The 18,842-nt window shown below is 36.3% G+C and carries 19 protein-coding genes and 2 pseudogenes; 14 read left to right on the plus strand and 7 right to left on the minus strand.

Translation table 11 applies throughout. From position 1 onward, the window contains the following. Positions 1 to 7 precede the first annotated feature (7 nt). The gene (locus BCR22_RS03845; protein WP_069653668.1) at positions 8 to 2,575 is read right to left on the minus strand and encodes a YfhO family protein; all 2,568 of its coding nucleotides are present in this window, start codon (positions 2,573 to 2,575) and stop codon (positions 8 to 10) included. 373 nt (positions 2,576 to 2,948) lie between these two features. Here BCR22_RS03845 and BCR22_RS03850 point away from each other — a divergent pair, with 373 nt between their 5' ends. The 5 genes from BCR22_RS03850 (at position 2,949) to BCR22_RS03870 (ending at position 6,522) form a co-directional block, all read left to right on the plus strand. Continuing rightward, positions 2,949 to 4,268 carry a bifunctional folylpolyglutamate synthase/dihydrofolate synthase gene (locus tag BCR22_RS03850; RefSeq protein ID WP_069653669.1) on the plus strand — a complete coding sequence of 440 codons (1,320 nt, stop codon included), beginning with the start codon at positions 2,949 to 2,951 and terminating at the stop codon, positions 4,266 to 4,268. A gap of 74 nt (positions 4,269 to 4,342) precedes the next feature. After that, complete coding sequence (locus BCR22_RS03855; protein WP_069653670.1) at positions 4,343 to 5,002, plus strand: HAD family hydrolase; 660 nt, start codon at positions 4,343 to 4,345, stop codon at positions 5,000 to 5,002. A gap of 87 nt (positions 5,003 to 5,089) precedes the next feature. Next, complete coding sequence (gene radC / locus BCR22_RS03860; protein WP_069653727.1) at positions 5,090 to 5,758, plus strand: RadC family protein; 669 nt, start codon at positions 5,090 to 5,092, stop codon at positions 5,756 to 5,758. A 148-nt stretch (positions 5,759 to 5,906) separates the two neighbouring features. Then, positions 5,907 to 6,107, plus strand: a complete 201-nt coding sequence (locus BCR22_RS03865) for a cold-shock protein (protein WP_010760372.1) — start codon at positions 5,907 to 5,909, stop codon at positions 6,105 to 6,107. A 226-nt stretch (positions 6,108 to 6,333) separates the two neighbouring features. Next, the gene (locus BCR22_RS03870; protein WP_069653671.1) at positions 6,334 to 6,522 is read left to right on the plus strand and encodes a hypothetical protein; all 189 of its coding nucleotides are present in this window, start codon (positions 6,334 to 6,336) and stop codon (positions 6,520 to 6,522) included. Between the two features lie 133 nt (positions 6,523 to 6,655). Here BCR22_RS03870 and BCR22_RS15355 read toward each other — a convergent pair whose 3' ends face one another. Then, positions 6,656 to 6,805, minus strand: a complete 150-nt coding sequence (locus tag BCR22_RS15355; protein WP_167351501.1) for a hypothetical protein — start codon at positions 6,803 to 6,805, stop codon at positions 6,656 to 6,658. A 176-nt stretch (positions 6,806 to 6,981) separates the two neighbouring features. On the opposite strand from BCR22_RS15355, the gene BCR22_RS03875 reads away from it, so the two are divergent. Continuing rightward, positions 6,982 to 7,431, plus strand: a complete 450-nt coding sequence (locus BCR22_RS03875; RefSeq protein ID WP_069653672.1) for a universal stress protein — start codon at positions 6,982 to 6,984, stop codon at positions 7,429 to 7,431. A gap of 57 nt (positions 7,432 to 7,488) precedes the next feature. Here BCR22_RS03875 and rnjA read toward each other — a convergent pair whose 3' ends face one another. The 3 genes from rnjA to BCR22_RS03890 form a co-directional block, all read right to left on the minus strand. Beyond that, positions 7,489 to 9,159: a ribonuclease J1 gene (gene rnjA, locus BCR22_RS03880; RefSeq protein WP_069653673.1), complete on the minus strand. Its 1,671-nt coding sequence runs from the start codon at positions 9,157 to 9,159 to the stop codon at positions 7,489 to 7,491. Position 9,160: 1 nt separating this feature from the next. Then, positions 9,161 to 9,373 carry a DNA-directed RNA polymerase subunit epsilon gene (locus tag BCR22_RS03885; RefSeq protein ID WP_010760376.1) on the minus strand — a complete coding sequence of 71 codons (213 nt, stop codon included), beginning with the start codon at positions 9,371 to 9,373 and terminating at the stop codon, positions 9,161 to 9,163. A 293-nt stretch (positions 9,374 to 9,666) separates the two neighbouring features. Further along, positions 9,667 to 10,056 carry a YbaN family protein gene (locus BCR22_RS03890; RefSeq protein ID WP_069653674.1) on the minus strand — a complete coding sequence of 130 codons (390 nt, stop codon included), beginning with the start codon at positions 10,054 to 10,056 and terminating at the stop codon, positions 9,667 to 9,669. A gap of 194 nt (positions 10,057 to 10,250) precedes the next feature. On the opposite strand from BCR22_RS03890, the gene BCR22_RS03895 reads away from it, so the two are divergent. The 5 genes and pseudogenes from BCR22_RS03895 (at position 10,251) to BCR22_RS15915 (ending at position 15,001) form a co-directional block, all read left to right on the plus strand. Beyond that, positions 10,251 to 11,981, plus strand: a complete 1,731-nt coding sequence (locus BCR22_RS03895; RefSeq protein WP_069653675.1) for an ABC transporter ATP-binding protein — start codon at positions 10,251 to 10,253, stop codon at positions 11,979 to 11,981. Beyond that, on the plus strand, positions 11,978 to 13,744 hold the full coding sequence (gene efrB / locus BCR22_RS03900; RefSeq protein ID WP_069653676.1) for a multidrug efflux ABC transporter subunit EfrB: 1,767 nt from the start codon (positions 11,978 to 11,980) through the stop codon (positions 13,742 to 13,744). The genes BCR22_RS03895 and efrB overlap by 4 nt, the downstream gene beginning before the upstream one ends. A gap of 130 nt (positions 13,745 to 13,874) precedes the next feature. After that, the gene (locus BCR22_RS03905; RefSeq protein ID WP_069653677.1) at positions 13,875 to 14,366 is read left to right on the plus strand and encodes a gamma carbonic anhydrase family protein; all 492 of its coding nucleotides are present in this window, start codon (positions 13,875 to 13,877) and stop codon (positions 14,364 to 14,366) included. Positions 14,367 to 14,443: 77 nt separating this feature from the next. Continuing rightward, positions 14,444 to 14,809, plus strand: coding sequence for an iron-sulfur cluster biosynthesis family protein (locus tag BCR22_RS03910; RefSeq protein WP_069653678.1), 366 nt, complete (start codon positions 14,444 to 14,446; stop codon positions 14,807 to 14,809). A gap of 6 nt (positions 14,810 to 14,815) precedes the next feature. Beyond that, positions 14,816 to 15,001, plus strand: a pseudogene (locus tag BCR22_RS15915) (hypothetical protein). Positions 15,002 to 15,033: 32 nt separating this feature from the next. Here BCR22_RS15915 and BCR22_RS03915 read toward each other — a convergent pair. Both BCR22_RS03915 and BCR22_RS03920 read right to left on the minus strand, forming a co-directional pair. After that, the gene (locus BCR22_RS03915; protein WP_069653679.1) at positions 15,034 to 15,654 is read right to left on the minus strand and encodes a flavin reductase family protein; all 621 of its coding nucleotides are present in this window, start codon (positions 15,652 to 15,654) and stop codon (positions 15,034 to 15,036) included. A gap of 20 nt (positions 15,655 to 15,674) precedes the next feature. Then, a complete protein-coding gene (locus tag BCR22_RS03920) occupies positions 15,675 to 16,649 on the minus strand; it encodes a ring-cleaving dioxygenase (protein WP_069653680.1) in 975 nt (324 codons plus the stop codon). A gap of 164 nt (positions 16,650 to 16,813) precedes the next feature. Here BCR22_RS03920 and BCR22_RS03925 point away from each other — a divergent pair, with 164 nt between their 5' ends. The 3 genes and pseudogenes from BCR22_RS03925 to BCR22_RS15625 all read left to right on the plus strand — a co-directional run. Beyond that, complete coding sequence (locus BCR22_RS03925; protein ID WP_069653681.1) at positions 16,814 to 17,683, plus strand: SPFH domain-containing protein; 870 nt, start codon at positions 16,814 to 16,816, stop codon at positions 17,681 to 17,683. A gap of 65 nt (positions 17,684 to 17,748) precedes the next feature. Further along, on the plus strand, positions 17,749 to 18,402 hold the full coding sequence (locus BCR22_RS03930) for an HAD family hydrolase (protein WP_069653682.1): 654 nt from the start codon (positions 17,749 to 17,751) through the stop codon (positions 18,400 to 18,402). Positions 18,403 to 18,542: 140 nt separating this feature from the next. Further along, positions 18,543 to 18,745, plus strand: a pseudogene (locus BCR22_RS15625) (H2O-forming NADH oxidase); the annotation flags it as partial. Positions 18,746 to 18,842 lie beyond the last annotated feature (97 nt).

The raw sequence follows: 18,842 nt of genomic DNA on the forward strand, positions 1-18,842 counted from the left end.
CTCAATATTACTTGGATTTTTGACCTGTAAAATGCTTTAATAGTTGATAGAATAATACGCCTAAAAACACAGAAATGCTAATAAAAACGCCCACGATAAAGTTTCGTTGTTGATAATGCATGGTGATTTGATGTTTGCCAGATGTTAAGTCAATTCCAGTAAAATTCCCTAAAACAGATGTTGCTTTCACTTTTTTTCCATCTACTGTGATTTGCCAATTTTTATCATATGGAATGGCTAAGTAAAGCAAGGAGCCCACAGAATTATTTACAGTAATTTCACCGGTCAATGTACCAGAAACTTCTTCTTTCATTTGGATTGCTTGAGATTTTTGCTTAGTAATAAGCGAATCAAAAGACTCCTGTTGTAAGGTCTTCAGTTCGATCGTTTTGTCCTCAAGTTCTTTATTAGACTCAAGTTGTAATTTAACGATATCATCTTTTTCAAAATAACCAAGGTTAAACAATTGATTGGTTGCTATATAAACAGCAGGTTTGATTTTTTCACCATTTACTGTAAACGAAGTGATTTTTTCCCAATCGATTTCAGGTGCATAAAGGTACAGTTCACCATTAGCGGTTGTTTTTGTTGTAAGCGTGTAGTGTGTATCATCTTGTTCACTCCATGCGATTTTTTGTGTATCCTTAAAATAGGCATCATCGTTTTGTTGAAGCTGCTGTAAAATCATTTCTTGATTTTTTAACGGTTGATTCTTCACTAACTTAAACAAATGAAAGTCTTGCGGGACTAAAAAGCCCATACCGATGGCTTCATCGTTTTTGTAAACATTTGTTGAAGGATCACCTGAACTATTCTTTTGATGAGATTTAACTTCAGGTGTTAATTGATAGTTCACGTTTAATAGTAAATTGATCACTTTGGAGTCATCTACATAAGCAATTCTACGGTCATTTTTTTGATACAATCCTAGCGCTTGAAGCGTGTCTTGCGTTTTTGCATCTAATGTAGAAGTGTAACTTGAAACACCTGCATAGCCGTATAAAATTGGATTGTTGTAGCCATTGTTTTTTTCATGATAGCCGGCTGCATCTGAATCAACTGTTTGTTTTATCCGAAAGAGATTCGGGTTTGTCTCTTCCAAATCTGAAATGATCTTATTCTGAATCTGATAAGTTTGCGCAAATTTTTCTTGGTTACCAAATGGAATATCCTTAAAGCTGATCCAAAAATTAAAGACTAACTCAGAGCAGACGACTAAAAATAAGAGTCCATATAAGCAACCTTTTTTTGTACCAGTCATTTTTTGAATCCAAACAACTAAAGCAAATGTTAGCCAAACACTAAGCAGACTGATGATAAAATAATGATCAGACAAAAGAAATACTTTTTCTTTTGAAAGCTTTAAAGAGACATACCCAATTGTGAGTAACATAGAAAAAATAGTAGGAACCCGTAGACTTAGGTTTACACCTTGTTTTAATTTAAGGAAGGCCTCATAAGCAAATTTTATGACCAAGAAACTAAAGATAAACGTATTTCGATAAGGAAATCCAGCTGGACTTTGGAACATATGCCAAATCGTATTAATTAATTCTAGCCAGAAACTTAAGAAAATAAACCCAATCAAAAAAGCCGCTCCTCGTTTTTCCCTTTTAGAAATAGTTGAGAGCTGAAAATAAGCGATAAAGAGTAAAACCATCAAGATGCCAGAAAAAATCGTCGGCAAATGCTCCAAGCGCCACTCGAAATTAACACTACCAAGACCGAATTGGGAAAGAAAATTAAAACCAAAGTTAGGTTTTGGTAAAAATGTCTGCCAATCAAAATTTGTCTTTTTCGTTGCTAACATGCCTTCTACGGCAGGAATTAAAATAAAACTAGTGCTGATGCCAGTGAGAAAAGACGTGACAAAAAACAAGCGGCCTTCTTTAATAAACTGCCAAATACTTTTCTCTTTTGCCGAGTCTGTTTTTTGATAATACCAATACACACTATAGCAGACTGCAAAAATACATAGCATGTAGCCCATATAATAGTTTGTTACGATACTCAGAAATAATGTGACGGAGTATAAGGCGTACTTTTGATGGTCCCATAATTTCTGAATCCCCAAAATAAGTAAAGGAAATAAAATCAACGCATCCAACCACATAAAGTTCAAACAATAAACCGTTACAAAGCCACATAAACTATAGGATGTTGAAAAGAGTAACGTAGAAATCGTGGATTGCGCATATGTTTTTTGAAGATAGTAGAACATCGAACTACCCATAAACGAAATTTTGAGCGTAATAATCAGCAAAATCGCAATTGGTAATTGTTCATAAGAGAATAGTAAGACTAAAATATTGAATGGGCTTAGTAAATAATAGGCACTCAGCGGTAAAATCGTTCCACCTAGGGCATCAGAGAAAGAATAGAGCGAATAGGTATCTCCTTGGAAAAATTGCTTAAATAAGCTTAAAAATGGCATGTACTGTGTCCCTAAATCACTGACCAATAGATTATTATTCCCAATTGGTGCTAAACCTAAAATCGACCAAAGAATGATCAACAATAAGAAGGGCAGGAGGAAACTCCCACAAATCAATAAATTATTTCTGTTTTTTAACATAGTTAATACTGCTCCTCTATTCTAATAATGTGTCACTGTTTTAGGATAAAGGTTCAATTAATCTTGATAAATCAAGCGAACTACCTGCAACAATACTACTTTTTTTAACGAACGTTGTGGAAATATCACACTAACAACCTAGTTTATCATGGGTCTAGGAGTTGTTGCAAAAGAATCCGTTTCCAGTTCATACATATAGGTTTAATTATTTTATCACATCTGTATTTATTTAAAAGCAATCAGTTATTTTATTTACGATTTTTTATACAATCGCATTTTTTTATCCTTCAATCGCTCATTTACGGAATTAAAAGCGTTAATTAGTGAAAAGCACTACAGCTTTCGATATAATAGAGACTGAGGAGTTGATAAGATGTCATTAACGATAGAAGAAGCAATCGATTGGATTCATAGTAGACTGCCGTTTGGAACGAGACCCGGTCTTGATCGGGTGGAAGCCTTATTGAAACGAGTCGGTAATCCAGAAGAAAAAGTACCAACGATACATATTGCAGGCACGAATGGAAAAGGCTCTACTGTAACTTATTTACGGTGTATGCTAGAAGAATTAGGACTCACCGTAGGAACCTTTACTTCACCTTATATCGAACAGTTCAATGAACGAATTGCCATTAACGGAAAAGGGATTTCAGACAATCATATCATCCAGTATGTAGAGAAATATCAATCCTTAATCAGTGAGATGGATCGCCAACCAGAGAGCGCGGGAATTACTGAATTTGAAACGTTGACTGTGATGGCACTTGACTATTTTCTAGATGAAAAAGTTGATATCGCCATTGTAGAAGTAGGACTTGGCGGATTGTTAGATAGTACGAATGTTGTGAAACCAATGTTAACCGCAATCACTACAATTGGAAAAGACCATACAGAAATTTTAGGTGATACACTTCAGAAAATAGCCTTTCAAAAAGCTGGGATCATTAAAGATACGATTCCTGTAGTAACAGGTAATATTGAAGAAGAGGCTTTTGTCGTGATCGATGAAGTCGCATCTGAAAAACAAAGCAAAGTCTATCGCTATGACAAAGACTATAAAGCGGAATACCAACGTCCAGATAAAAATTGGGGTGAAATCTTTGATTTTTATGGGGAAGCGGGCAAATTACCGAAAGTCAAAGTTCCGTTATTAGGCCGTCATCAAGTAGAAAATGCGGCAGTAGCGATTCAACTGTTTTATCTTTATTGTAGGACTCAGCAAATCAACTTTACCGACAGAACTGTGTATCAAGGTCTGGCTCAAGCCCAGTGGCCTGCTAGAATGGAAAAAATCAGTGATGAACCTTTAATTGTTTTAGATGGTGCGCACAATGATCATGCGATGCGACGACTAGCAGAAAATCTAAAAAAAGAATTTCCAAATCGAGAGATCCATATTTTATTTTCAGCGTTATCGTCAAAAAATATCGATCAAATGATTGCATTATTAAGAAAAGTACCGAATGTTCATTTGTATTTAACGACATTTGATTATCCACGCGCAATCGAATTAACAAAAATGGAACATTTTGAAGACGATAAAACAGAAATTGTTTCATTATGGCAATTTGGCTTAGGGGAAATTTTAGAAAAAATGTCTGCAGATGACTTGATGCTAGTGACAGGTTCTCTTTATTTTGTTTCCCAAGTACGTGAACTATTATTGAATATAGGATCTGGCAATACGGAGTAGATTATCGATAAAAAGGGCTTGTGTGGTTCAGCACTTTGAAAAATGGTAATCAATAATTATAAATGGAGGACAAGATGAAAAAAATTGATGGCGTGATTTTTGATATGGATGGTTTATTATTTGATACGGAATTGATTTATTATCAGTCAACTCAAAAAATAGCAGATGCGATGAATTTTCCCTATAGTAAAGAAGTTTACTTACAGTTTTTAGGTGTATCAGATGAAGAAGTACAAGAGAACTATCATCGAATCTATAAGGAGTTTGGTAAGGAAAAAGTGGATGAGTTTATCCAACGATCATATGACGATACGTATCAAGTATTTGAAGCGGGGAAAGTTCCCTTAAAAGAAGGGGTTCTAGAATTACTTGATTTTCTTGATCAACAAGACATTCCAAGAATCGTTGCGTCAAGTAATGTTCGCCCGGCAATTGAATTATTATTAGATGGAGCTGGAATTAAAGATCGTTTTTCTGGCATTGTTTCAGCAGAAGATGTGACTCGAGCAAAACCAGACCCACAAATATTCCGAAAAGCCTTAGCTAGTCTGGGTACAAAGGCTGACAATACCTTGATTTTTGAAGACTCGTTTCACGGTGTAACAGCGGCTGATGCTGCGGGTATTCCAGTAATCATGGTACCAGATTTATTAGCACCCACCGACGAAATTAGAGAAAAAACATTGGAAATTTTTGAGAGTTTGACTCAAGTTCCAGCTTATTTAAAAAAATAAACTCTTCACTCCTTTGCGTATCTTATAGTAGAAGCGTATTAAGGAGTGATTTTTTTGATCAAAGACGAAAAGCTATTTATCAGAGAGATGCCAGAAGATTGTTTGCCTCGAGAAAGGCTCGAAGTTGTGGGAGAAAAAGCATTATCGAATCAGGAATTACTGGCAATCTTATTACGAACAGGTTCCAAGAATATGAATGTGATGAAAGTAGCGTCAAATTTTTTAAATTATTTTAATCATTTATTTGAACTTAAAAATGCGACACTCACCGAAATGATGGAAATCAAAGGTATTGGCCGAGTCAAAGCGATTGAGCTAAGAGCAGCCATCGAGTTTGGTTATCGTATCCAGCAAAGTACCCAGATGAAATTTGGCAAGGTTTCTTCCAGTTATCAAATCGCGCAAAATTTAATTTATGAACTACAAGATTTTCAGCAGGAACATTTAGTCTGTTTGTATTTAAATACTAAAAATGAAGTAATCAAACAAGAAACAGTTTTTAAAGGATCCTTGAACCAAAGTGTTGCACACCCAAGAGAAGTCTTCCGTAGCGCTGTTAAATGTTCTGCGGCACGCTTGATCCTTGCCCATAATCATCCATCTGGCAATCCAACGCCGTCAGAAAGTGACATTCATTTTACGCAAAGAATGCAAGAGTGTGGAAAGATGATGGGAATCGAAGTTTTAGATCACATTATCATCGGAGAACAAGTTTACATCAGCATGAGAGAAGAAAATTTTTTTGCGGTAGACTAGCTAGATTTCTTGCAAAAATAAAGGTTCGCATGTACAATATATGTGTAATCTTGTTTGGGACAATATAGAAGTTTTAATTTTAAAACCCTCTATCGTACACGAGCAATGTTACAATATTTAGTGCTTAAGCACGAGGAGGAACAACAGAATGGAACAAGGAACAGTAAAATGGTTTAACGCAGAAAAAGGATTTGGATTTATCTCTCGCGAAGACGGTAGCGATGTATTCGTACATTTCTCAGCAATTCAAGGTGAAGGCTTCAAAACAATCGAAGAAGGACAATCAGTAAGCTTCGACGTTGAAGATTCAGATCGTGGACCTCAAGCAGTTAACGTTGTAAAAAACTAATCAATCCATTCCAAAACACTTAGCAAATTTGCTAAGTGTTTTTTTATTGTCAAACATAGTGACTGATTGCAGAGCGGAAGATGCACAATACTTAGTGAACGGAAGAAGAGAAGTGTCATTCGCTTGATGGGGGAGCCTATTCCGTTTGAACTTAGTGAGTTCTTACATTTTTGTTACTATCTTTTTCTACTAGAAGTTGTAGACTATTTAGTAAGAGGTGGTAAACATGTTAAATATTTCTTTAATAATCTTTTTTGTATCCTGGGCATTTCTTGGATTAGCAAGTATTCTTTATCGTTGGCGAGCCTTTACTAATAAAAAAGCATGGAACGGTATGGTGATTCCACTAGGCGCATTTGGCTTTGTATTGCTAGTAGTTAGCTTGATAATGATTTATCTCAATTACCCAAAATGACTATTCTACTAAAAGAAGATTGGAATAGTCAGTAAAGAATTAAGAAAACAAAAAAGGCATCCGTGATTTACCATTCACTGGATGCCTTTAAATCGTATTAGAACTTGAATCGTTCATTTAGGTTGATAACTCCTTAAATAGATTTTTTCAATTCTTTTACTGCTTGTGTAATCGTGATACCATAAGCAATATTTGCTTGGTTATTTGCATCGATAGCCATAAACAAATTTTTCTCTGTATCAAGCGCTACACGGTATTTTAATACTTTATTACCAAATGTCATAATAATTCTCCTTTCTTGATTCTTATGAAAGGCAACGATATCTGATAACGAAATTCCATGATTACTATAACACGGCTTTTTATCAGTGTAAAGAAGAAAGTTTTTGATTTGGCAGTATTTTTGTTGAAAGCCTTTTTACGTAGTATAATGAAGGTACCAAGAAGGAGGTTTTTATCATGGAAGAGACCTACAAGAATATTTTAGTTGCGGTAGATGGTTCTGAGCAGTCTGAAAATGCGTTCCAAGAAGCGATAAAAATAGCCAAACGAAATGGTGCTACCTTAAATATTTTGTCTGTTATAGAAGAGACGGGAAATTACTTTGGCGAACTGACCTTATCGATGGGAAACTTGATGGAAGATATTCGTACAAAAGAAGAAGCCAAAATGAAAATAAGAGAGTCAAAAGCTCTTGAACTAGGAGTATCTGACGTTTTTACCTATGTAATGTACGGTTATCCGAAAACTTTGATTGCTGAGTTTACAGAATCAAAAGAACCGATCGACCTAATTGTAATAGGCAGAACAGGTTTAAATGGGTTTGAACGACTGATGGTTGGATCAACGACATCTTATGTTGTGAATCACACAAAAGCCAATGTTTTAGTGGTAAATATTACAGTATAATGATAAAAAAGCAACGGACGGATAAAAATCCATCTGTTGCTTTTTTGGTAGTCAAACTCATGAAGTCATGATCATTGGTAAAATCATGGGATGACGTTCTGTCTTTTCAAACAAGAATGGCTGTAACGCAGCCGAAATCGCATCACACAATTTCGCTTCTGTACACTGTTCATCTCTTAATGCTTCGCGGATCGCATTGAACAATAAACGTTGTCCTTCATGGATCATTTCGCCTGATTCTCGCATATAGACAAATCCGCGAGATAAAATATCTGGCCCCGCTAGAATTTCTTTATTTTTAATATCTACGGTCGCTACTGCTAAGACTAATCCTTCTTCAGATAGAATTCGACGATCGCGTAAGACCACATTACCGATATCACCGACGCCATTACCATCCACGTAAACATCGTTGGCATTGAAGTGCCCAGCAATACGCGCATCATCCGCTGTTAAAGCTAGCACATCGCCATTTTCCATGATGAAACAATTTTCAGCAGGAACGCCAACATCTTGAGCTAAGGAAGCATGAATTTTTAACATTCTAAATTCACCATGAACGGGGACAAAATATTTAGGTTTCATTAAACTTAACATTAGTTTTTGTTCTTCTTGACCACCATGGCCAGAAGTATGGATATTATTGATCTTTCCGTGAATAACTTCAGCACCTGCTTCAGAAAGCAAGTTGATCAGACGGTTAACGCTTGTTGTATTTCCAGGGATCGGTGAGCTTGAAAAGATCACTGTATCTCCAGGTTGTACTGAAATCTGACGGTGCGTTCCGTTAGCAATTCGGCTTAGGGCAGCCATCGGTTCACCTTGGGATCCTGTACATAAAATCATCGTTTCGCCAGCAGGTAGTTGGTTTAACTCACTTGCATCCACAAACGTTCCTTTAGGTACATTGATATAGCCTAAGTGTTCACCGTTAACAATCGCATTTTCCATACTGCGACCAAACACAGCTATCTTACGTCCAGTTGCCACAGCAGCATCAGCAGCTTGTTGAAGACGGAAAATGTTGGAAGCAAAACTGGCAAAGATAATTCTTCCTTCGATTTTTTCAAAAATCTTTAGAATAGAAGAACCAATCGTTTTTTCTGATTTCGTAAACGTTGGGATCTCTGCATTTGTACTATCAGAAAGCAGACATAGAACACCTTCTTCTCCTAATTTTGCCATGCGGTGTAAGTTCGCAGGTTCACCAACTGGGGTAAAGTCAAACTTAAAGTCACCTGTTGCCACGATATTACCTGAAGGTGTCTTCACAACGACACCTAAAGCGTCTGGGATACTATGGGTTGTTCTAAAAAAGCTAATCGCTGTTTTACGGAAACGAATTACAGTATCTTCATTGATTTCATGAAGTTCAGCATCTCGTAATAAACCATGTTCATCTAATTTGTTGGTAATCAAAGCTAATGCCAATGGTCCAGCGTAAATCGGTATATTTGCTTGACGTAGTAAATAAGGTACACCACCGATATGATCTTCGTGTCCATGAGTGATAACTAACGCCTTGACTTTATGCAGATTTTGAACGATGTAGCTGTAATCTGGAATAACATAGTCTATCCCAAGCAAATCATCTTCTGGAAATTTGATTCCCGCATCAATAATGATGATTTCATCTTGAAATTGAACCCCATAAGTGTTCTTTCCGATCTCGCCCAAACCGCCTATTGCAAAAACGCCGGTTTCATTATTTTTAATATTTACTTTCATATTAAAACTCCGTTAAAGAGAATTCCGCGTGCTCTTGTTCATAAGCTAAGTGATTTTCATCAAGCGCTTGAATGTATTCAATATTGTATGGGGTATTTTCTTCAACTTGTTGACGCACGATAACATCGCTCTCTGCCTCAACATAAATAGATTTTGTATCTTCTCTTTTTGGGTTTCTTACTTTTGTTTCTTGGTAATAAACTTTATATATCATATGTTTTTTCTCCTTTATCTGCTAATGCAGTTAATGATTTATTTTTATTATTTCTTACTGTAATTTTTGAACACAACAAAATGAGGTGGTTGTCCACCTTAAAAACAATTGGCATCAAAAACAGTCGTTAATGATGAAATGAAGCCTCGACTTTGCTTCACTTTACTTGTTTTATGGAAACTGCACTTTCTTTCAACCGTCCATTGTGTTGTGTTGTACAACAATTAATCGTATTTTATCACAAAAGAGTAAATAAGTATAGAAACAGACCTATTAGTTTAAAGAAAAGATGATTATTCAATCGGTTCTTTTGTTGGTATAGCGTTCTTTTTATTGAAATACAAATTTAGACCAATTAGATGCAACAAAAAGACAATGGCTAAGGTAATCGTCATGAATGGATTACGGACGATGACACAAGGAATTGCAAAAACCACAAACAACGTTGTGAATAACTTTACTCGGCCTAAAGGCGTAATCTTTTTTTCTACAATAGATTCTTGGATATATTTTTGATAATAGCTCGATTTAATAAATTTTGTATATAAATAGTCAGAGCTACGCATCCAGAAAAAAGCGGTCAAAATATAAAAAATCGCTGTAGGCAAAATCGGCAGAAAAATCCCTATTGTACCCAATCCAAATGTGAGACAGCCTAAAGAAATATAAAACATTTTTTTCATTGATTTATTTCCATCACTTTCACCTGATTTTAGTACTGAAATTAAAGTAATTACTATTATACCATAGCAAAAATAGTCCTGTTTATTATTCTATTAAAAAGTGTTCAAATTTCACTTAAATATAATTTACCTAGCTGTTAGTTTTATGCTATAGTGAAAGCACTGGATCAAAAATTGAAATGGGAGATGATTGATTGAAATTGATGTGGCGTTACACGATGAGATATAAGAAATTATTGTTTTTAGATTTCATTTGTGTTTTTGGATTTATATTGATAGAACTAGGCTTACCAACGATTTTGGCACGAATGATCGACGTTGGGATCAAAAATAATGACTTTGACTATGTAAAACAGCAAGGGTTATTGATGATTGGAATCACAGTTGTCGGTGTAGTTATGAATATCATGTTGGGGTATTTTGGCGCACGAATGACAACGAATATTGTTCGTGATATTCGGGATGATTTATTTGAAAAAGTACAGACTTTTTCCCATCGTGAATATGAAACGATTGGTGTATCATCATTGATTACCAGAACAACGAATGATGCGTACCAAATCATGTTGTTTATGGGAAATATTTTACGGATTGGGTTCATGACTCCGATGATGTTTATTGTCAGCTTATATATGGTTATGCGGACAAGCCCATCTTTAGGATGGTTCGTTTTAGGAGCCTTGCCATTTCTTTTGGCAGCAGTGGTATTGATTGCTAAAATATCTGAACCGTTATCAAACAAACAACAAAAAAACTTAGACGGAATCAATAGTATTTTAAGAGAAAATCTTTCTGGGTTACGAGTGATTCGTGCGTTTGTCAATGAGAAGTTCGAAGAAAGTCGTTTTAGTAAAGTCAATGAAGACTATACTAAAAGCTCAAAAAGCCTATTCCGTTTGATGGCAGCAGCACAACCAGGATTTTTCTTCCTGTTCAATATTGTGATGGTGTTGATTATTTGGAATGGTGCACTTCAAATCGACCAAGGCAGTTTGTTAGTTGGGGATTTGATTGCGTTTATCGAATATATTTTTCATGCACTTTTCTCGTTTATGTTATTTGCTAGTGTGTTTATGATGTATCCTCGTGCGGCTGTTTCAGCTCGCCGAATTCAAGAAGCATTCGATATGGAACCTGTGATTCGTGAAAATGAAGCAGGCGTTACAGAAACAAAAACAAAAGGCTATTTAGAATTTAAAAACGTTACATTTGCATACCCTGGACACTCAGAAAGTCCAGTGATCCGTAACGTTAGCTTTACAGCTTCCCCTGGTGAAACTGTTGCATTTATTGGGAGTACTGGGAGTGGGAAATCTACTTTGATCCAACTGATTCCACGCTTTTATGATGTTTCAGAAGGAGAAGTACTTCTCGATGGAGTAGATGTACGTGATTATAAATTGAGTGCATTACGTAATAAAATCGGTTATATTCCACAAAAAGCGTTGCTATTTACAGGAACGATCGCGGAAAATATGCGATATGGGAAAGAAGATGCGACGATCGAAGAAATGGAATTAGCAGCAGATATCGCACAAGCGACAGAATTTATTTCACAAAAGCCTGACGGATATGATGAACTTCTTTCAGAAGGTGGAACTAATTTCTCTGGTGGTCAAAAACAACGTTTGGCAATCGCTAGAGCTGTGATTCGTCGCCCAGAAGTTTATATATTTGATGATAGTTTTTCAGCGCTAGATTATCAAACTGATGCGAAGTTAAGAGCTCGTTTGAAAAAAGAAACGACCGAATCAACTGTTTTGATTGTCGCACAACGAGTTGGAACGATTATGCATGCAGATAAAATTATCGTTTTAAACGAAGGGGATGTCGTTGGCATGGGTACCCATCGTGAATTACTTGAGAATTGCCCTATCTATTATGATATTGCTGCTTCTCAATTGTCAGAGGAGGAATTAGCATGAAAAACGCACTCTCTTCTATTAGACGTTTAGGCAGATACATCAATCCTTACAAAGGAACTTTTATTTTAGTGATTATCTTTACTGTTTTAACTGTGGCCTTTAATGCTGCAATGCCATATGTTTCAGGGTTGCCCATAACAGAAATCAGTAAAAATGTTGCTGCTGGAAATGGGTTGAATTACGCCTATATCATCAAATGTCTAATTTGGATATTGATTGTAGGGCTTGGGTATTGTGGGGCACAATTTTTGTCAGGATTTTTGATGGCAACAGTTGTTCAACATTCAATGCGAGATTTGCGTCGAGATATCGATGAAAAAATCAACCGATTACCTGTTTCTTATTTTGACAAAAATCAACAAGGAAACATTTTGTCTCGCGTGACTAATGATGTGGATGCTGTGAGTAATGCGATGCAGCAAAGTTTCATCAATATCGTTTCAGCTATTTTAGGTATTGTGATGGCTGTTGTGATGATGTTTTATATCAATTGGCTGATGGCATTGATTTCGATCATCATGATTCCGTTATCATTATTTATTTCAAAAACGATTGTCGGTATTTCACAAAAATACTTCCAAGGTATGCAAAATGCACTTGGAAATCTAAATGGATATGTTCAGGAAAATATGACTGGTTTTAGCGTTTTAAAACTGTATGGACGTGAAAAAGAAACGTTACAAGGGTTTAAAAACGTCAATCACAATCTGAATAGCTTTGGGTTTAAAGCAACGTTTATTTCAGGATTGATGTTGCCGCTTGTTCAGATGACAGCATATGGTACGTATATCGGTATGGCTGTGTTAGGTAGTTACTATGTGATTACAGGTGCTATCGTAGTTGGACAATTACAAGCGTTCATTCAATACATTTGGCAAATCAGTCAGCCAATGGGGAATATCACACAATTGTCAGCGGCGTTACAAAGTGCTTCAGCAGCGACTACCCGTGTCTTTGAAATTTTAGATGAGCCGGAAGAAGAATTAAATGAACAAGATATCCCATTACCGGAAAATGTGCAAGGATCGGTTCAATTTGATAATGTCAGCTTTAGCTATGATCCAGCGAAACCATTGATTAGGAACTTGAACTTTGAAGTCCAAGCAGGACAGACTGTTGCAATCGTAGGACCAACTGGAGCGGGTAAAACAACCTTGATTAATTTACTGATGCGTTTTTATGATGTCAATGAAGGAGCTATCAAAATTGACGGCATCGATACGAAAAAAATGGATCGCAGTGATGTTCGTTCAGTTTTTGGTATGGTCTTACAAGATGCTTGGTTATACGAAGGTACGATTGCTGATAATATTCGTTTTGGTAAATTAGATGCGACGGATTATGAAATAGTTGATGCAGCGAAGACGGCCAATGTTGATCATTTTATTCGGACAATGCCAGATGGGTATGAGATGGAAATCAATTCTGAAGGAGATAATGTTTCTCTAGGACAAAAACAATTACTGACGATTGCCAGAGCAGTGATTTCCGATCCAAGAATCCTTATTTTAGATGAAGCGACAAGTTCTGTAGATACTCGTTTAGAAGCCTTGATTCAAAAAGCGATGGAGCGAGTGATGGAAGGGCGCACAAGCTTTGTAATTGCTCACCGTCTATCAACGATTCGTGAAGCTGATTTGATCTTGGTGATGAACCAAGGTGAAATCATTGAAAAAGGAACTCACAATGAGCTATTAGAGCAAGGCGGTTTCTATGAGAAACTATATAATAGCCAATTTGCAGAAGATGGCGATTACGATTAATCAAAAGAGGGTGAGATGTGACTCGTAGAGTCATATCTTACCCTCTTTTTTTATTGATACAAAGAAGACTTTTCAACTACGTAATTGAGTTAAATTTGTTATACTGAAGTTAGTAGAAGAGGTGAATAGGATGACAAAAGAATATTTTATTGCGGCAAGTGCCGATGTTTACGGGAATGTGGTGCTGGCTAAAGATACTAGTATTTGGTTTCAATCTGTCCTTAGAGGCGATAACAATTCGATTACGATCAATGCAGGAAGTAATGTGCAGGACGGGACAGTGATCCATGTCGATCAAGATGCTGCAGTTGTTATTGGTGAAAACGTAACGATTGGTCATCACTGTATGCTACATGGCTGTACAATAGAAGAGGGTGCCTTGATTGGTATGAGTTCAACGGTGCTGAACCATGCGGTGATTGGAAAGAAAAGTTTAATAGGTGCAGGTTCCTTAGTCACAGAAGGAACAGAGATTCCACCAAACGTTTTAGCATTTGGACGACCAGCGAAAGTTATTCGTCCGTTAACCAGAGAAGAAATTCGGAAAAATAAAGAAAATGCCCAGCATTACGTGGCATTGTCGAAAGAATTTGCTGCTGGAAATTATGCGCGATTAGAATAGAAAGCAATTCTAGTCCAAACCATTTACTGGCACTTATCAATCACAGACGTATTCTTTAAGAAAGAGGCGAAGCAAAGATGTATTTAAAAATCAGTAACGAAGCGCAGGTAAAATTGACACCTTACATCGAAAGTAAAGCAGTGATTATTTTGGATTTAGATGATGGTGTGGGTAACTATTCTAAAATGGGTGTTTGTTCTCTTGATACAAGTTTTCGTTTATTGGTATTGGATCAAGTACAGGATAAATCTGATTTTGGTTTAACTGTAGATTCAGATATAGGAGCTATTTATATCAAGGATTATTCCAAACGATATTTAGATGAAGAGATGATCTTAGAAGTAGACCCTCGATTACAAGTATTTAAGTTAAAAAGTCCTAGTGGTGTTTTGGACGGAAATGTCCCAATCGTAGATTTACGACCAGAAAAAGGCATATCATAATAGAGGTTGGGGCAGAAGTGTTTAACTCCGAGAAATAAGAAGGAATTGACGAAAATTGCTCTTCAAATTTTTGTGACCAAGTAGGTACTGTGCAACATCAACTTGTTCCTTGTTGTGTTTTACAGCAATTTCGGCTTATTTCCGAAGGAGTTGCTTCTGCGCCCACCGTTTATTCGGTTACTAAGAGCCTGAAACATAACGTTTTTAGTTATGTCCCAGGCTCCTTAATTTGGTCTTTTTAAATCAAATAAGTTGCTAATATGAGCATACGTATTACCAGCCAAACGAGCAATCGGATTAAAGGTTTCTGGTAGGATATACTCGCTTTCTTGATCAAATACAGCTTCATCAAAATAAAAATCGGTTATTTCAATGATAAACAAATCAGTGATAATCTGGTCATCATGATTTTTCACTGGAACATATTGATGTAATCTCGCTTCCATACGAATAGGTGCAGCCGTAATTCCAGGAACCTTAACCGTTTTACTTGTTGTTGTGTCTAATTTATTGACGATGATTTCACTTTGGTCTGACTTTAAAGAAGCGGCTGTTTGATTCATGGATTCAACTACTTGGTCATTAACCAAGTGAATCACCAATTCATTTGTTTCTATAATATTTCTGGCAGTATCTTTTATTTCGCCATTTCGCCTAAGAATCGATAAGGTGACTAATGGAATGTCAGAAGCTGCAGCGTTAAAAAAACTAAATGGTGCGGCATTTACCGTATCATGAGCCCTATTCAATGTGGTTACCCATGCGATTGGGCGTGGAATGATGCTACCTGATAGAAATTTATACGATTGCTTTGCTGATAAATGCTTAGTTGAATAATGCAACATATGGCTTCTCCATTTCCTAATTATTGACGAATTTTATTCGCATCAGAAGTATCAAAGGGTCTGACAAATTCTTCGATTTCTTTTCTTTTTCCTTCTAAAAACGGTGGTAAAGATAATTTTTCTCCGGCGGCTTCATAGGTTTCATCTTCTAAGAAACCAGGTCCATCGGTTGCTAATTCAAATAAAATATGTGGAGCTGCTCTAAAATAATCAGATTTAAAATAAAAACGTTCAACAAAGCCAGAGTTAGGAAATTGAAGTTGATTGATTTTATTGATCCAAAAACGTAAAGCATCTTGATCCGCGACGCGAAGAGCTAAATGATGAACATTCCCAAAGCCTTCTTGTGCTTCTGGAAGATCGTCTCGATGTTCAACAATGATACTGCCACCATTGCCCCCTTCACCTACCTCAAATAAATGGAAACTTCCTTCCGCATCAACTAGCTTAAATCCCAATACCTCGACTAAAACCCGTTGCATATGTTCAAAATCTGCTACAGTGACAAAAACAGGCCCCAATCCAATCAGCGCATGTTCAGCTACAACATCTGTTTTTTCCCAAGGCGTCCCGCTAGCTACGCCATAATTATTCTCATCAGAAATCAATTGATATTGTTGTTTATCGAAATCTTCAAATTCTAGGTATTTTTTTCCAAAACGTTGTTGGATTTCGCCGTGGTCGATTCGATGCTCATTAAAACGATCGACCCAAAAATCTAAAGAAGCATCGCTTTTAACACGGAAAGATGTGCGAGAAATAGAATTGGTTCCTTTGGTTCCTTGTGGAATACCTGGGAAATCAAAAAAGGTCATGTCAGTACCGGCTGATCCAAGATCATCAGCAAAAAAGAGATGGTAGGTTTGGATATCGTCTTGATTAACTGTTTTTTTGATCAAGCGCAACCCTAAAGTGTCTGTAAAAAAGCGATAGATTTTTTCTGCGCTAGATGTCATTGCTGTAACATGATGAATTCCACGAATTTGTGTATGCATAATATAAAACCTCCAATTGTTTGTTATGAAATTTACTTACTAAAAGTAAGTTTACATCTAAACTAATAATTAAGCAACTGTTTTATCCTTTTTAACTATTGATGGAAGGAACAAAGAAGAGTAGTATAAGAATAATAACTGGAAAAAGAAAGTGAGGGGAAATCATGAAAGAGAAAAAAACATTTCATGTGAATGGCTATGCTGCATTAGTCGTGTTGGTTAGCTTAATTATAATTGGCGGGTACTGTACTTATACTGGAGTGACAATCGAAAGTTTTGGTATGATTGCAATTGGTTTGGTGTTGTGGGTGATTTCAGCTTTATTTCTGAGTTCTTTAACAATAGTTAGTCCGAATCAAGCAAAAGCAATCTTGTTTTTTGGTCAATACTTAGGCACCATTAAAGAGAATGGCTTATTTGTGACAACACCTTTAACGCAAAAAATTAATGTTTCCTTGAAAGTCCGAAATTTTAATAGCTCACTATTAAAAGTAAATGATTCAGACGGAAATCCTGTCGAAATTTCTGCAGTTGTTGTATTTAAAGTAGTTGATACCGCGAAAGCCCTATTTGATGTGGACCGCTATCAAGATTTTATAGAAATCCAAAGTGAAACGGCGATTCGTCACATTGCAACACAATATCCCTACGATACGTTTAATGAGGATGATTTGACTCTACGAGGAAATACAACCGAAGTTTCAGAAGAAATGGCGAAAGAATTGCAAGAACGTTTAGCTGTTGCTGGAGTAGAAGTCATTGAAACCCGTTTAAACCATTTAGCCTATGCGACTGAAATTGCTAGTGCTATGCTGCAAAGGCAACAAGCAAAAGCGATTCTTTCAGCAAGACAAATCATTGTTGAAGGAGCAGTTTCGATGACTCAAATGGCTTTGGAACAAATAGAAGATGGACAAGAAATCAACTTTACTGACGATCGGAAAGTTCAATTAATCAACAATCTACTCGTTTCGATCATTACAGATAAAGGCACCCAACCAGTGATTAATACTGGAGATGTTCATGAAAAGTAAAATGGATCCATATTTCTGTTTCTAATTTAAAAAAACAAGATAAAACAATAGAAAGTGAGACATCTATGCAGTATAAAACAATTTTGTTTGACTTAGATGGAACCATCACAGATTCCGGAGAAGGGATCATCAACTCGGTTCTTTATGCTTTAAAAAAAATGAATGTAAATGTACCGGAACAGCGAGAGTTATATTCTTTTATCGGACCGCCTTTAATCGACTCATTTAAAACGGTTTGTCATTTAGATCGTCATACTTCAGAGCAGGCAGTAAGTTATTACCGTGATTATTATCAATCCAAAGGAATGTATGAAAATAACCTATATGAGGGGATTGTCGAAGTACTAGCTGATTTAAAACAAGCTGGCTGCGCTCTTTATATTGCAACATCTAAACCAGAAATCTACGCCAAGCAAATCTTGACGCACTTTGATTTAGATCATTATTTTGTTGGGATTTATGGAGCAAGTTTAGATAGTGGGCGTTCAAAAAAAGGGGATGTCATACGATATGCCCTCCAATCAGCAGGTATCACGAATTTAAATGAAACATTGATGATCGGTGATCGCAGCCATGATATGATAGGCGCAAAAGAAAACGAATTAGCGTGCATGGGTGTGCTGTATGGATTTGGAGATCAAGTAGAATTGGAATCAACGGGTGCTGATTATTTAGCTATAACGCCAAAAGATGTAGAGAAGATTATCATAAGAAACTAAAAAGAAAGACTTCTTATTGGCGTAATTAAGTTCAATATAGCACGAATAGGAACGCTTTATGAGCAAAATAAAACAGTTATTGTGGGTGCTAATCATGCAGGAAACGCTGCGGGAAAAGCAGTATAGAGAGGGCGTCAAATCGAATCGTATACGAAGAGGACTCGCGCCGTATCATTAGTACGCAGATGGTGTCATTTGAAGATATCTCAATGGGACTCCATAGGTTCTCACTGGCAATTTTAGAAAAAGTGACAATCAATAGACTAAATTACTCGATATTTTCTTCTTACGCCACTTTAATCAACCTTATAATCATAGTAGAATGGTTAAGTTTAGTGCTTAATAATCGGTTTTTTTCAAGGCTGAGGACACAAGTTCTCAGTCTATTTAGTTGATTTTAAAAAGAAATCAAATCTTACAAGTTAGTGACGTTTCTCTAA

The sequence above is a fragment of the Enterococcus plantarum genome (assembly GCF_001730295.1).
GTDB classification, from domain to species: Bacteria; Bacillota; Bacilli; order Lactobacillales; family Enterococcaceae; genus Enterococcus_L; species Enterococcus_L plantarum.

Excerpts from the sequence above, each read along its gene's own strand:
- BCR22_RS03910 (WP_069653678.1), top strand. The coding sequence starts at position 14,444 with ATGTATTTAAAAATCAGTAACGAAGCGCAGGTAAAATTGACACCTTAC.
- rnjA (WP_069653673.1), bottom strand. The coding sequence starts at position 9,159 with ATGAAAGTAAATATTAAAAATAATGAAACCGGCGTTTTTGCAATAGGC.
- BCR22_RS03885 (WP_010760376.1), bottom strand. The coding sequence starts at position 9,373 with ATGATATATAAAGTTTATTACCAAGAAACAAAAGTAAGAAACCCAAAA.
- BCR22_RS03905 (WP_069653677.1), top strand. The coding sequence starts at position 13,875 with ATGACAAAAGAATATTTTATTGCGGCAAGTGCCGATGTTTACGGGAAT.
- BCR22_RS03850 (WP_069653669.1), top strand. The coding sequence starts at position 2,949 with ATGTCATTAACGATAGAAGAAGCAATCGATTGGATTCATAGTAGACTG.
- BCR22_RS03930 (WP_069653682.1), top strand. The coding sequence starts at position 17,749 with ATGCAGTATAAAACAATTTTGTTTGACTTAGATGGAACCATCACAGAT.
- BCR22_RS03925 (WP_069653681.1), top strand. The coding sequence starts at position 16,814 with ATGAAAGAGAAAAAAACATTTCATGTGAATGGCTATGCTGCATTAGTC.
- BCR22_RS03915 (WP_069653679.1), bottom strand. The coding sequence starts at position 15,654 with ATGTTGCATTATTCAACTAAGCATTTATCAGCAAAGCAATCGTATAAA.
- BCR22_RS03875 (WP_069653672.1), top strand. The coding sequence starts at position 6,982 with ATGGAAGAGACCTACAAGAATATTTTAGTTGCGGTAGATGGTTCTGAG.
- radC (WP_069653727.1), top strand. The coding sequence starts at position 5,090 with ATGCCAGAAGATTGTTTGCCTCGAGAAAGGCTCGAAGTTGTGGGAGAA.
- BCR22_RS03920 (WP_069653680.1), bottom strand. The coding sequence starts at position 16,649 with ATGCATACACAAATTCGTGGAATTCATCATGTTACAGCAATGACATCT.
- BCR22_RS03855 (WP_069653670.1), top strand. The coding sequence starts at position 4,343 with ATGAAAAAAATTGATGGCGTGATTTTTGATATGGATGGTTTATTATTT.
- BCR22_RS03890 (WP_069653674.1), bottom strand. The coding sequence starts at position 10,056 with ATGAAAAAAATGTTTTATATTTCTTTAGGCTGTCTCACATTTGGATTG.
- efrB (WP_069653676.1), top strand. The coding sequence starts at position 11,978 with ATGAAAAACGCACTCTCTTCTATTAGACGTTTAGGCAGATACATCAAT.
- BCR22_RS03845 (WP_069653668.1), bottom strand. The coding sequence starts at position 2,575 with ATGTTAAAAAACAGAAATAATTTATTGATTTGTGGGAGTTTCCTCCTG.
- BCR22_RS03870 (WP_069653671.1), top strand. The coding sequence starts at position 6,334 with ATGTTAAATATTTCTTTAATAATCTTTTTTGTATCCTGGGCATTTCTT.
- BCR22_RS03865 (WP_010760372.1), top strand. The coding sequence starts at position 5,907 with ATGGAACAAGGAACAGTAAAATGGTTTAACGCAGAAAAAGGATTTGGA.
- BCR22_RS15355 (WP_167351501.1), bottom strand. The coding sequence starts at position 6,805 with ATGACATTTGGTAATAAAGTATTAAAATACCGTGTAGCGCTTGATACA.